Below are 12,457 nucleotides of genomic sequence, written 5' to 3'. Positions count from 1 at the left end.
TAACGTCGTTTCGTTGCGGCGCACTGATGGCGCGGGGAGATTGCTTCATATGATCCTGGAGAATATACCGACGAAATTTGCCCAGGCTGTAGCGCAGCCTGGGCAGCAGAGGCATCTCAACATTAAAACGCGAGATACTCCGATAAGTGATCTTCAGCGAGACAGGCGTATTTATACTATTTACTCGAATGGTTTTGGCCTGGGCGTTTCATTGGTTGAAGGCGGTAAAACAGGCAGCTTGAACTCCGGTTGCTTTCCGGTCAGCGTCTTCAGGAAAGCTACAATTTTGGCATTTTCATCCTTGGTGAACTTGCGGCCCAACTGCAAGCGGCCCATGGTATTGACCGCATCTTCCAAGGTTGGTGCGGCGCCGTCATGAAAGTAGGGATAGGTTAGTTCCACATTGCGCAAGGTGGGCACCTTGAACATGAAACGGTCGGCATCCTTGCCCGTTACCGAAAAACGGCCCTCTACCTTGCTTGCTGTTTTATAAGGCTCATGGACGCCCATCTTCTGGTAAGAAGCGCCCCCGACGGCGGGACCATTGTGGCAACTTGCGCATCCGCTTTCTTTGAATAGTTTGTAACCTTCCAGCTCGGTTTGAGTGAGCGCTGTCTTGTCGCCCTTGAGCCATTTGTCGAAACGGGAATCGGGCGTAACCAGCGTTTCCTCAAAGGCGGCGATTGCATCGGTTACCTTCCCAATATCAATTTGATCTGAGCCGAACGCCTGCTTGAAACGGGCGCGGTACTCGGGAATGGAGCGCAGCACATCGACCGCCAACGCATGGCTGAACCCCATTTCTCCAGGGTTGGCGATAGGGCCGCCCGCCTGGTCTTTCAAGTCCTTGGCGCGACCGTCCCAGAACTGCGCCAGATTCAAGCTGGAGTTCAATACCGTTGGCGCACTGATCGGCCCCTGGTGCCACTTGTGTCCGATGGATGTCGGCAGATTATCCGAACCTCCCATGCTCAGGTTATGACATGAATTACAAGAAATGAATCCGGATTTCGAAAGACGCGGATCGAAAAAAAGCATTTTTCCCAGCTCGACCATATTTTCATTTTTTGGCTTATGGGCCTCGATGGGCTGGATAGGTTCATCAGCGGACATCGCTGGGGGGGCTGCGATGGTTCCAACAGCCAGCAGCGATACAATCAATGCTCGCAATATCATCGGTAATCTCCTAAAACGCGGCTGTAGTGGCGCAGCCGATTACGCCTACAAATTATCCGTAAGGGCACCTGTTATCAGTAAGGGGCGCCTCTAAATAAAGATCCGAAAAACCGCTGTGTCAACCGGGAAGCACAGGAAGTGTTGGTGCCATTCTTGTAATAAGATGTTTCTCATCTGGCACCTGAGAGGGCGGTACGCACTACGGTGACATGGATAGCTGCCACCCAAAAGAAAATACCTGGCCTGGAGTTAAGCATGTCCATAAGCCTTAACAGCCTGGATGTGGTTTCATACTGCCCTGCGTTGACCCTATCCGTTTTTTTCCGCTCTGTTGGAGGAAATTACCGAAACCTGTTCTCTACTGCCATAGGCAGGTCCATACGCATTGCCATCCAAATGGAGAGGGGGGCGGTTAATCAGACGCGCCAATTCGGTCAAGGCCTGCTGATAGACCTGGCGCTTGAACTCGACCACTGAGTCCAATTCCACCCAATACTGATTCCAACGCCATGCATCGAATTCCGGACGAACGTTCGTGCGAAGGGAGACGTCACAGTCACGCCCGACCAAGCGCAACAAGTACCAGATTTGTTTCTGCCCCTTATAATTTCCGCGCCAATCCCGCTTTATCCACTGATCCGGCACTTCGTAGCGCAGCCAGTCCCGCGTGCGGCCGATGATGTGGACATGGCACGGATGCAAACCTATCTCCTCCGTCAATTCCCGATACATTGCCTGTTCCGGACTTTCGCCCGGCTTGATGCCTCCCTGAGGGAATTGCCAGGAGTCCTGCTTGATTCGCTTGCCCCAAAACACCTCGTTTTTTGAATTCAGCAGAACGATACCCACATTTGAGCGATATCCGTTACGGTCGATCATACGATTCACCCGTTTAACCCGAATGGATAGATTTTTTCATATTTTATCCCAGATTGAAAGCCGTAGAGAGATTAATGAAGAGAGTATGCAGATGTGCTTTCCGTAGCGAGTGATTCTGCCTGCATGCCGGCATCAACAGCTTTTCAGGTAGAATCGCCAAATTTTACGCCCAACGGAACGGCGAACGGGAACTCATATGCGCGTATCGAGCTATTTCATTTCCACCCTCAAGGAGGCGCCTGCGGAAGCGGAGTTGGTGAGCCACAAGCTGATGTTGCGCGCTGGCCTCATCAAGCGCCTCGGCAGTGGTCTTTATACATGGATGCCTCTGGGTTTAAGGTCTCTGCGAAAGGTTGAAAATATCATACGAGAGGAAATGGACGCGAGCGGTGCGCTGGAACTGCTGATGCCGGCGGTACAACCTGCCGAACTATGGCAGGAAACCGGGCGCTGGGAAGTGTTTGGTCCGCAGATGCTGAAAATCAAGGATAGACACCAGCGCGATTTCTGCTTCGGCCCTACGCATGAAGAAGTCATCACGGATATAGCGCGGCGGGAGATCAAGAGTTATCGGCAGTTACCGGCCACTTTCTATCAGATTCAGACCAAATTCCGCGACGAGATCCGGCCCCGTTTCGGGGTGATGCGGGCGCGCGAATTCATCATGAAAGATGCCTATTCATTTCACGCCGATCTAGCCAGCCTGGAACAGATCTACGCGGCAATGCACGACGCGTACTGCCGCATATTCACCCGCCTGGGATTGAGATTCCGTGTCGTTACCGCCGATCCCGGAGCAATTGGAGGCAGCAGATCGCAAGAGTTTCACGTTCTGGCAGACTCCGGTGAAGATGTCATCGCTTTCTGCCCTGATTCGGACTATGCCGCCAACATCGAAATGGCTGAATCGCGGCAGCCGCTCGTATCACGGGGAGCGCCTGATGGCCTGATGCAAAAAATCCGAACCCCTGGCAAGAAAACATGCGAAGAGGTCGCTGCGTTTCTAGGCCTTCCCATCGAACAAACGGTAAAGACTCTTGCGGTTATCGCGAACGGAGAGATGTATCTGTTGCTATTACGGGGAGATCATTACCTCAGCGAGACAAAGGTTCGCAAGATTTCCTTTCTGTCTGGTTTCAGGCTGGCGAACGAAGAGGAAATCCGCGCACGCACCGGCTGCCTTCCGGGATATATCGGACCCGTCGGCTTGCAGCTACCGCTCATCGCGGATCGCACTGTTGCGGTGATGAGCAACTTTGTTTGCGGTGCGAATGAACAGGATTACCATTTTACGAACGTTAATTTTGGCCGTGATGTAAAGGAGCCTGACCATGTTTTTGATCTTCGCGAGGTGATCAGCGGCGATCCTTCGCCCGATGGAAAAGGAAAACTGGAGATCTGCCGCGGGATAGAGGTGGGTCATATTTTTCAGTTGCACACCAAGTATTCCCAGGCGATGAATGCCGTTTATCTGGATGAATCCGGCCGGACACGGGTAATGGAAATGGGATGCTACGGGATCGGTGTGTCGCGCATCGTGGCGGCGGCCATCGAGCAGAACCATGATGAGCGCGGCATTATTTTTCCCGCGGTGATAGCCCCCTTCCAGGTTGCGATCATCCCCATCGGGCTCAAGAAAAATGAGCGAGTCAGGAATGAAGTGGAAAAATTGTACGCGGAAATTTCCGATGCCGGCATCGACGTTCTGCTTGACGACCGCGACGAACGACCTGGCGTGATGTTTGCCGACATGGAATTGATTGGTATTCCGCATCGTATCGTTATCGGCGAGCGGGGGTTGAAGGAAGGAAATATCGAGTATCAGGGACGAGGGAATGAAAAATCTCAGACCATTCCGTTTCTTTCACAACACATAATAGACTTTCTAAAGTCGAGAATATACGACTGATGGGTGCATTTTCTGACTGATGGGTGCATTTTCTGACTGATGGGTGTTTTCTTATACTACCGGCATTGCCTCAGGACAGCGCCAGCCAGACGGACAAGGTCAAGGTTTCCTCCATGTTTTCCTCCATCCGGTCGGTTAATTTGGAATAATTTCCCGCCCAGCGGCCAAGCCAGGCGGATAGATCCCGCTGTGCTTCGGCAATATCGCGCCGACGATAGAGCCAGCAGCTCTTGCAAGCAATCATCGTCGGCCTTGCGTGGCAGATAATCCAGGGCATTGCGCAGGAAGTGCACAAAGCAGCGCTGCCATGCCGCTTCGGGCAATACTTCGCCAATTGCCCGCTTCAATCCCGAATGGTCATCCGAGACCACAAACTCCACACCCGAAGTCCGCGCTGCTTAAGTCCAAGCAGGAAATCCTTCCAGCTTGAGCCAGACTCGCAGCTGGCCCTCAGTGATCGCCTTTACCTTCCGGGGTCGAGACCCCTTGCACGTACCTCTCGGCCAGCGCTGTCAGCAGAGCCTTCTCGCTCCTCTGGCAGCGCTCAAATCCACGCGGGCCTGCGTGTGCTGGGGCCGTGTCACGGATACGACCGGAAATGGGTTTTCATATTTTCCAGGCCGTAACCGCGGCGCGCATCGATGCTGAATGCGCCGGCGCCAAAGGCCGCTACCTGGAGCAGCCCGCCCGTTATTGCGATATTCTTCAACAGCATGATGAAGTGAGTCTGGTCGCCGATGGCGTTGTGAAACAATGCACCTGCGGCCACGGTGAAGACAGCCAAAGCCAGTGCGGCAATGCGTGTCCTGTAGCCCAGTGCGAGCATGAGGCCGCCAATGATTTCCACGCCTATGGCAATCGCCAGCGCCAGTGCCGGTAAAGGCAAGCCGACCGACGCGATGTAGCCCATGGTCATTTGCGGAGCGGCGGCTTTGCCAAAGCCGCTTATCAGGAAGATTACCGCCATCATCAGGCGACCGATCATCGGAAGGGTGGGAAATGTTTTTTCATTGCTGTTCATGGCAACTCCTTAAGTAAAAGCAATTAATTGAGAGACCGGATATGACGGTGTGGCGGTTTCAAGCGGAATCCTCCGGAACCCGCAGGTGGCGTTTTCGATTGAGTATGTTCTCCGATTCAATCTGCCGGCCGATCCTTCTGATTTCGGCTTCGCCACGTGCGAGCGCCGCAGGGCTCGTGTGCACGGAGTAGTAACCCAGGGCCAATTCGTGGGGATGCCTGATGGAAGAGCCAAGGACAAATTCGGTATCTCCATCCCCGCCGAAATCGATGGCCTGGCTGGACTCTTCAAACACAGCGATCTCGTTTTGCAGCGTGCAGTTCGCGGTGCGTAATTTCCCCCGGTGCGTGGCAACCCAGGCGACGGTGTGACCGGCCGGCGGCTGGTAGCGCCAGCGCTCGCCATCCTTCAGGCTTACGTGCAGATAATTCATCGGCGTGCGGGTCCTGATCAGGCTTTCCGCTTGGCCGTACCGGCCGAGAATGATGCGCGCCGGGCCGCTCGACGGCACCTGCTCCGGAGGAAGGTACCGGCTATACGCTGGGCCGTTTTCGTCTTCCGGGGGCAATGCCACCCATAGTTGATAACCCTTCATGCGTTCGTTCCCGGCGATGCCGCCGCCGTGCCATACCCCGCCGCCGGCACTCATCCATTCGACGCCGCCCGCGGGCAGTATTCCCTGCTTGCCGGTGCTATCGTGATACTCGGTCTTTCCTGACAGCGGCACGGTCATGGTCGCGATGCCGGAATGCGGATGCATGTTCATCGGTGATCCGCCTCGTGCCACGTCAAAGTAGTCCAGGAACACGAAAGGCTTGATCAGATTGCCGAGGTCGGATGGGCTGACGAGACGGGTCAGGCCGCCATGGTTGCTGCCCTGGGTGCGATCACGTATACGCCGCTTAGAAACGATATTCCTGTTGAAAAAACTAGTACCTTCAACGATCGCGTTCATTTTTTTTCTCCATATGATTACGTTCTGTCTGGCATGCGCGTCTCAATCTTGAGAGCGCGTATCCCGGGTTGCTTGAGTGTGTTTCATATTCTGAAACGACAAGGAAATATTAAATACTGGATTAATATCTGTGAAGACTATATATTTAGATACAATATATCGTTAGGAGAGATAGATGCTAGATGCGATGTCCACGGATCAGCTGCGCACATTCATAGCTGCCGCGGACGAGGGAAGTTTTTCGGCCGCCGGTCGCAAATTGCGCCGGGCGCAGTCGGTCGTAAGCCAGACGCTGGCCAATCTGGAACTGCAAGTAGGGTTTACCTTGTTTGATCGAAGCGGCCGTTATCCTAAACTGACAGAGGCAGGGCGGGCATTGCTTGCGGATGCACGCGTCGTCATCAGTAGCATGGACGCATTCAAGGCAAAGGCACGAACTCTGGAAGAGGGGCTGGAGCCGGAATTGGCTGTCGCCGTGGATGTGATGTATCCCATTGCTGCATTGACCGAGGCGGTGCGCGCATTTCACGAAGCCTTCCCCGCGATGCCGCTGCATCTGTATGTGGAGGCGCTTGGCGCGGTGATGCAGCCGGTTCTGGATGGACGCTGTCGCATCGGGATAGCCGGCCAGGTTCCCGAGGTGCCGGCAGACTGTGCTTCGGAGTATCTATTGAGTGTGCATATGGTGACGGTAGCGGCGCCGTCTCACCCATTGGCGAAACAGGCGGGCACCGTTACCCGGGCCGATGCGGCCAATCATATGCAGCTTGTTCTTACCGATCGTTCCACTCTGACGGAAGGGCGAACTTTCGGCGTTCTTGCGTCGCAAACCTGGCGGCTCGCAGACTTGGGCGCGAAACACGCATTTTTACGGGCGGGTTTGGGTTGGGGCAATATGCCCCTGCCAATGGTCGAGGAAGATCTGTCGCGCGGAACCCTGATTCGTATCGAGCTGGAACCATACTCTGTTACCGGTGCCTGGCTTTCCATGTACGCGATTCACCGCAAGGACGCACCCCCCGGGCCGGCGGGTCGGTGGTTCATGGAAAAATTAAAGCAAAGATAAAAAGCGCGCAGTCGCGTCAACCCATGCGCCTTCGGATCAGGAGGCCGCGGTGGCGGCCTTCCGCCTGAGATGGTCGAGCTTGTCAGGGTCAGTTCTATCGCGCTTCCTTCATCTGGATCAATGCCTCATGGCGAATGGCCTGCCAGTCCCGCGCATGTGCCCAGATACCAAGCATTCGATGCCCGTTATTTCGGGCCAGTGGATTTGTCTCAGATCAGGGGGTAATACGCCCAGTTATCGTTTCTGATTCCGGTCCGGCACAGTATCCACATAATCGCTGGATAACGCTGTGGATAATCTCCTAAGCTGTCGCGATCGCTCGTTATTTTCGTATCGATCAGAATTTTTGCGCCTTGCTGCCAGCCGAATCCCGGTCAAGCCTTGATTTCAACAGCGGTCATGTACCGAAAATCCCTGGCAGATCCCGGCCGCCGTAGACCACGCGCTCGATGCGCATGGCATCGGTGACGCGGAAGAGGATGGCATAGCTGCCTACGGTCGTCATGCGCGCATCACTATCTATGTCGGGGCGCAGCTGATAGAGCAATGGGTTAAGGGATATCTCGCGAAACCTGGCGCGGACTTCCCGGATGAAGGTAACCGCGCGCCTTGGTTTCTGCGGCACTCGTTACCTGAGCTGATCCCGTGCTTATGCCAGATCTCGTTGACCGCAACGCCACTATCGGCTTCTTTCAACATCCCAACAATCTGCCTTTCCGTGAATCGCGATTTCTTCATTTTAAACCTGGCCAAAATCCTGCCGGAAAATTTTACTTATTGCTTGTTACTGGGTAAGGAACGCCTTCCAGGTAATACGGGGCTATCCAAAAAAACCTTTATTTGCCTCAAGAAGGCTGCCCAAGACGCCTGTCCGAATGTCTTCCAGTGCATCCTGCACTTCGTGCACCTTGATAATTCAAATGACTTGTCTATCCTTATAAAGGTATTTCTCCCGCTCGCCTGGCACTCCCCCCTGTTCCAAAACGAGGAGTCATCATGAAAATCATCCCTGGCGTCAAAGTCCGTGGCTTTATCCTGGCTGCAGCATTTTCTGCTGCTCTGGGTTTCGGCACCCATGCTTCCGCACAAGTACAACATTCATACCTCATCGATCTCAACAGCAAGACGGCAACTGATATTGGCACCTTGGGTGGTGACACCTTTGCTCATGGCATCAACGCTGCCGGGCAGGTGGTGGGTGAATCTCGCGGCCATGCTTTCATCACCGGGCCCAACGGGATGGGCATGAGAGACCTTGGCACCTTGGGCGGTAGTTACAGCGTGGCTCATGGCATCAACGCTGCCGGGCAGGTGGTGGGTTTGTCTTTCACGGCAGGGGGCGGTGAACATGCTTTCATCACCGGTCCCGATGGGATGGGCATGAGAGACCTCGGCACCTTGGCCGGTAATTACAGCGATGCTTATGGCATCAACGCTGCCGGGCAGGTGGCGGGTGATTCTGGCGACCCTTTCATCACCGGCCCCGACGGGATGGGCATGAGAGACCTTGGGTCTTTGGGTGGAACTTACACCCATGCTCATGGCATCAACGACACCGGGCAGGTGGTGGGTTATTCTACCACGGCTGGGGGCACTCAACATGCTTTCATCACCGGCCCCGATGGGATGGGCATGAGAGACCTCGGCACTCTGGGCGTTAGTCAAAGCTTTGCTTATGGCATCAACGCTGCCGGGCAGGTGGTGGGTGGTTCTGCCATCCATGCTTTCATCACCGGCCCCGACGGGATGGGCTTGAGAGACCTTGGCACCTTGGGTGGTTTTTTCAGCAAGGCTTATGGCATTAACGCTGCCGGGCAGGTGGTGGGTGAATCTCTCACGGCTGGGGACACTTACCATGCTTTCATCACCGGCCCCAACGGCGCAGGCATGATGGACCTCAATTCGCTGGTTGATCTGCCCGCCGGGGCGATTCTAACCGAAGCCTCCGACATCAATAACGCTGGGCAGGTCATCGCCGTCGCAACCATTCCGGAGCCGGAGATCTTCGCGCTCTTTCTTGCAGGCCTGGCCCTGGTGGGATTCATCGCGCGGCGAAAGAAGATCGCCGGGGAATTTAGCCTGGGGTAGGCTTGGACTGGCCAAATAACTTTGGCCGTGCTGTAGCGGGCAGCTGCGGCTAAATCAGCAATCACATCTGGGAGTGCTCCGCCAGTGCCTTGAGCGTTGTCGATTCAGGCTTTCCACCAGATCCATCCGGTTCATGCCGTAATTGCTTGCCAGTTGTTTGATCAATCGCGCAGCAAAGCCCGATACTTATCCCACGGAATGGTACGAAAGGCGAAGCCGTCGTTCACATGCGTTATATGGATCTTCTCCATATTCAGCGTGAGCTTTAACTTGCCTTCGAGGAATTCCTCTGCATCCCTCGCGTACTGCTTCGGCATGCGCCCGAGTACCCTGACCACGATCACATTCCGCCAGGGTTAATCGGTAAAATAGCACCCATGCTGATATAAGCAGGGTTTGTCGAATAAGCAGGGTTTGTCGAAAAAGCTTACACTTCAATGAGGCAAATTTAACCGTTTTCTACCGACCTTATATATAAGTTAAGGATTATTTGTCATTTTTATAATGTAGGCATGAATTATGCTTATATTTATTGATGAGCCTGGGCGAGGTTCGTGAGACTCAATAAAAAATAAAAAGGAAAGCAAATATGAAATTTCGTATGTATCTGTGCGCGGCCGCAGTAGCCGCGTGCACGGGGGCAGCACAAGCGGCAGTGATTACCATTCCCCAGAGCGCGCTCATACCATCTACAACGCTTTGGACAACCGATCTGGGGATTTCAACTGGCAATACGCTTGTGATGACCGGCGGCAGCAACGCTGCCAACGTAGGAGCGGCGAACGGCCGTAATGATGATGGCTTCAGTGGACCGATTAATTTAGGCTTCAACTTTACTCTGTTTGGCACGACCTACACCAGTTTTTATGCCAACAACAACGGTAACATCAGCTTTGGAAACGGCATTGCGGCTTATACGCCAACTGGACTACAGGGTGCGACTCAGCCGATCATCTCGCCATTCTTTGCCGACGTGGATACGCGCAATAGCAGTAGCGGAGTAATGTCGCTACAGACGCATTCTTCTGCTGCGGGCAACGAAGTGATCATCACCTGGCCGAATGTCGGCTATTTCAACGCCCAGGGAAGTCCGCTCAATACATTCCAGCTTGTCATTCGGGGAGACGACTACGTGGTTCCCAGCGGCGAAGGCCGAGTCGGTTTCTTCTGGAACGACATGGGCTGGGAGGTTGGCTCAGCAAGCGGTGGCGGTTCGGGCGGCCTCTGCACTGGCGTGGGCGGCATCGGGCGGTCCTGCGTCCCCGCCGCGGTAGGCTTTGGTGACGGAATTAGCAATGGCTATGTGCTAGAGGGTTCGACCCTGAACGGCATAGCTGGAGTAGTTCAAGATCATCGGTTGTGGATCAATCTGGATAGCAGTGGCGTACCCGAGGTCCCATCGGGAACGATTCCGGAGCCCGGAACACTTCTCTTAATGTCTATCGCCGGCATGGCGTTTATAGGTAATCGGCGCAAGCTACTTCGCTCACGGAACCTCTGAAATCGGCGTCAAGATATCTTAATTGCAGTTACGAAACCCCGCAGGTGTGGGGTTTCGTATTATAAGTGTATCTAGCTCTGCCCCGGGCGGGGCGTGGCTTGTGGGTGGGCGGGTGAACAGTGCCACTTCGGTATTACGCTATTGCCCTAGGTCAGACTCCGATAGGCAGCTACGGTCAGCTCATCATTTTGCTTGCCCGACAAAGACGACGCGTTGGCTATCGCGGTAGGCTGTTTGTTGATAGGGGAGGGCAGATTGGCGTGTGAAAATTTCTCCCGATCCGGTTCCCCGCTCATCACAGGCCACGCCAGCCGCCATCGCTGGCGGGCGGTGCGCTTCGCCTGTCACGGCCTCTGATCCGCAAGAACTACTTGCGGCCGCAGTTCACATGACCCCCATCCAGCACGGCATCGGCCGGCGCCTTTCCGCGTAATCCCCCAGCGAAGCCCCCAGTCCTCTGTGAGGGGGACTTGTGAGGGGATAAACGATATCGCGGGGCAGGCATCAGTGGCCCTGCAATTGCCTGCGTTTAATCCCACCCATTCCCAACCCTTGCCCGTGAAGGCAGGGCTGTCTCCCCACTCCCGTCGCCCCCAGGGGCGAGGCGAGGAAGTCCGAACGAGAGGATCTGTTTTTAGATCTCCTCTTTCTTGAACCCTCATTTTCGGGAGATTGCTATGAAGTACACACCACGCCTGCTATTTCCAGTTGGGCAGCTTGTAACAACCCCGGGTGCGCTTAACCACGTGAGCGGGGCGTACATGATCCATTGTCTTGCGCGGCACATGCGCGGTGATTGGGATGTATTGATGCGGAGGACGCGAAAACCAACGCCGAAGCGGTAAAGGCAGGGTCTCGTATCTCTCGGCCTACCCAATTGACCCGGAAAAACCCTGCGAGGGCTTCGGGGAGAATACCCTCTGGATCATCACCGAAGCAGACCGCAGCGTGACGACTTTCCTGCTGCCCGAAGAATATTAAGCCCGTGTCCGCCCAGCAGATGGAGCGCGACGTCGATCGTGCCTGCAAGCTCAATGAGGCGGGCACGGAGCGCATCGACCTTGTGGACGCCCACGGCTGATGAACCGAGTTCGTGTCGGGTGATATTCGCAGAAAATAGGACGTCATCGTCGACCAGAATAAGCCGCCGAACCGCCGCATCGGCACCTAATCAGAAATGGGCGGCTGACTTCACTTATGTCTGGACGGCAGAAGGCTGGCTTTTTGTGGCTGTGGTACTTGACTTGTATTCACGCCGCGTCGTAGGCTGGTCGATGCAGCCAACCATGACAGCGCAGCTCGTGATGGATGCATTGTTGATGGCAATATTGCGCCATGGTCGGCCAGAAGCAGTACTACATCATTCAGACCAAGCTTCGCAATATACCAGTGAGGACTTTCAGCGCTTACTGGAATCGCATGGCATCACTTGCAGTATGAGCCGCCGCGGTAATTGCTGGGATAACGCCGCAATGGAGAGTTTCTTCTCCACCCTGAAAACAGAGCGCCTTGGTCGAAGGCAGTATCGTACCCGCAACGAATTGCGTGCCGATGTCTTCGATTATATTGAGCGGTTCTACAACCCAAAACGCAGGCACTCGACTATCGGCTACATCAGTCCGATACAATTCGAAAATCTGAAATGTGCTTAGAGATGTGTCCGTGAAACTGGGGGAAGCCCAAGGAGCCAGTATTGTTAAATACAAAATTAAGTTTTTAGCAGAAGGTTATGGTAATTTTATGACGCCTTGAAGAAGCTTTTTTTAAATACAGATTCTGTGCTTTCCAAGATGGAACCTCTAGATAAGGGATTAAAAATGTCTGGATGCATTTTTCCTAAGACAGTTGATTTATTAATAATT

11 protein-coding genes and 2 pseudogenes are annotated in these 12,457 nt (G+C 54.4%); 5 read left to right on the top strand and 8 right to left on the bottom strand.

The window, feature by feature from the left end; translation table 11 throughout:
• Positions 1-180: 180 nt before the first annotated feature.
• Both BMX00_RS10810 and BMX00_RS10805 read right to left on the bottom strand, forming a co-directional pair.
• Complete coding sequence (locus BMX00_RS10810; protein ID WP_090829038.1) at positions 181-1,176, bottom strand: cytochrome-c peroxidase; 996 nt, start codon at positions 1,174-1,176, stop codon at positions 181-183.
• A 309-nt stretch (positions 1,177-1,485) separates the two neighbouring features.
• Positions 1,486-2,055: an RNA pyrophosphohydrolase gene (locus BMX00_RS10805; RefSeq protein ID WP_090829037.1), complete on the bottom strand. Its 570-nt coding sequence runs from the start codon at positions 2,053-2,055 to the stop codon at positions 1,486-1,488.
• A 196-nt stretch (positions 2,056-2,251) separates the two neighbouring features.
• Between BMX00_RS10805 and BMX00_RS10800 the strand changes: the two genes are divergently transcribed.
• Positions 2,252-3,964 carry a proline--tRNA ligase gene (locus tag BMX00_RS10800; RefSeq protein WP_090829036.1) on the top strand — a complete coding sequence of 571 codons (1,713 nt, stop codon included), beginning with the start codon at positions 2,252-2,254 and terminating at the stop codon, positions 3,962-3,964.
• Between the two features lie 70 nt (positions 3,965-4,034).
• Here BMX00_RS10800 and BMX00_RS14890 read toward each other — a convergent pair.
• The 3 genes and pseudogenes from BMX00_RS14890 to BMX00_RS10785 all read right to left on the bottom strand — a co-directional run bounded on the left by BMX00_RS14890 (position 4,035) and on the right by BMX00_RS10785 (position 5,940).
• A pseudogene (locus BMX00_RS14890) lies at positions 4,035-4,335 on the bottom strand (transposase).
• Positions 4,336-4,544: 209 nt separating this feature from the next.
• Positions 4,545-4,985 carry a DoxX family protein gene (locus BMX00_RS10790; RefSeq protein ID WP_090829035.1) on the bottom strand — a complete coding sequence of 147 codons (441 nt, stop codon included), beginning with the start codon at positions 4,983-4,985 and terminating at the stop codon, positions 4,545-4,547.
• Between the two features lie 58 nt (positions 4,986-5,043).
• Positions 5,044-5,940 carry a pirin family protein gene (locus BMX00_RS10785; RefSeq protein WP_090829034.1) on the bottom strand — a complete coding sequence of 299 codons (897 nt, stop codon included), beginning with the start codon at positions 5,938-5,940 and terminating at the stop codon, positions 5,044-5,046.
• Positions 5,941-6,115: 175 nt separating this feature from the next.
• On the opposite strand from BMX00_RS10785, the gene BMX00_RS10780 reads away from it, so the two are divergent.
• Positions 6,116-7,006, top strand: a complete 891-nt coding sequence (locus BMX00_RS10780) for a LysR family transcriptional regulator (RefSeq protein WP_090829033.1) — start codon at positions 6,116-6,118, stop codon at positions 7,004-7,006.
• Between the two features lie 397 nt (positions 7,007-7,403).
• Here the strand turns inward: BMX00_RS10780 and BMX00_RS10775 are convergent, their stop codons facing one another.
• The gene (locus BMX00_RS10775; RefSeq protein ID WP_090829032.1) at positions 7,404-7,631 is read right to left on the bottom strand and encodes a type II toxin-antitoxin system RelE/ParE family toxin; all 228 of its coding nucleotides are present in this window, start codon (positions 7,629-7,631) and stop codon (positions 7,404-7,406) included.
• Positions 7,632-8,002: 371 nt separating this feature from the next.
• On the opposite strand from BMX00_RS10775, the gene BMX00_RS10765 reads away from it, so the two are divergent.
• A complete protein-coding gene (locus BMX00_RS10765) occupies positions 8,003-9,094 on the top strand; it encodes an HAF repeat-containing PEP-CTERM protein (RefSeq protein ID WP_090829030.1) in 1,092 nt (363 codons plus the stop codon).
• Between the two features lie 161 nt (positions 9,095-9,255).
• On the opposite strand, the gene BMX00_RS10760 is transcribed toward BMX00_RS10765, so the two are convergent.
• Positions 9,256-9,432 carry a hypothetical protein gene (locus BMX00_RS10760; protein ID WP_218141543.1) on the bottom strand — a complete coding sequence of 59 codons (177 nt, stop codon included), beginning with the start codon at positions 9,430-9,432 and terminating at the stop codon, positions 9,256-9,258.
• A gap of 251 nt (positions 9,433-9,683) precedes the next feature.
• Here BMX00_RS10760 and BMX00_RS10755 point away from each other — a divergent pair, with 251 nt between their 5' ends.
• Positions 9,684-10,595, top strand: coding sequence for a PEP-CTERM sorting domain-containing protein (locus BMX00_RS10755; RefSeq protein WP_218141542.1), 912 nt, complete (start codon positions 9,684-9,686; stop codon positions 10,593-10,595).
• Between the two features lie 183 nt (positions 10,596-10,778).
• Here BMX00_RS10755 and BMX00_RS14595 read toward each other — a convergent pair whose 3' ends face one another.
• Positions 10,779-10,943, bottom strand: coding sequence for a hypothetical protein (locus BMX00_RS14595; protein ID WP_177171844.1), 165 nt, complete (start codon positions 10,941-10,943; stop codon positions 10,779-10,781).
• A 797-nt stretch (positions 10,944-11,740) separates the two neighbouring features.
• Between BMX00_RS14595 and BMX00_RS10745 the strand changes: the two are divergent.
• A pseudogene (locus BMX00_RS10745) lies at positions 11,741-12,247 on the top strand (IS3 family transposase); the annotation flags it as partial.
• Positions 12,248-12,457: the final 210 nt, after the last annotated feature.

Origin of the sequence: Nitrosovibrio tenuis, from assembly GCF_900109785.1 — a bacterium.
Taxonomy (GTDB): Bacteria; Pseudomonadota; Gammaproteobacteria; order Burkholderiales; family Nitrosomonadaceae; genus Nitrosospira; species Nitrosospira tenuis_A.
This window is presented reverse-complemented; position numbering and strand designations above follow the sequence as displayed.

Coding starts and splice junctions, on each gene's coding strand:
- BMX00_RS10790 (WP_090829035.1), bottom strand. CDS start 4,985: ATGAACAGCAATGAAAAAACATTTCCCACCCTTCCGATGATCGGTCGC.
- BMX00_RS10805 (WP_090829037.1), bottom strand. CDS start 2,055: ATGATCGACCGTAACGGATATCGCTCAAATGTGGGTATCGTTCTGCTG.
- BMX00_RS10785 (WP_090829034.1), bottom strand. CDS start 5,940: ATGAACGCGATCGTTGAAGGTACTAGTTTTTTCAACAGGAATATCGTT.
- BMX00_RS10800 (WP_090829036.1), top strand. CDS start 2,252: ATGCGCGTATCGAGCTATTTCATTTCCACCCTCAAGGAGGCGCCTGCG.
- BMX00_RS10780 (WP_090829033.1), top strand. CDS start 6,116: ATGCTAGATGCGATGTCCACGGATCAGCTGCGCACATTCATAGCTGCC.
- BMX00_RS10810 (WP_090829038.1), bottom strand. CDS start 1,176: ATGATATTGCGAGCATTGATTGTATCGCTGCTGGCTGTTGGAACCATC.
- BMX00_RS10765 (WP_090829030.1), top strand. CDS start 8,003: ATGAAAATCATCCCTGGCGTCAAAGTCCGTGGCTTTATCCTGGCTGCA.
- BMX00_RS10755 (WP_218141542.1), top strand. CDS start 9,684: ATGAAATTTCGTATGTATCTGTGCGCGGCCGCAGTAGCCGCGTGCACG.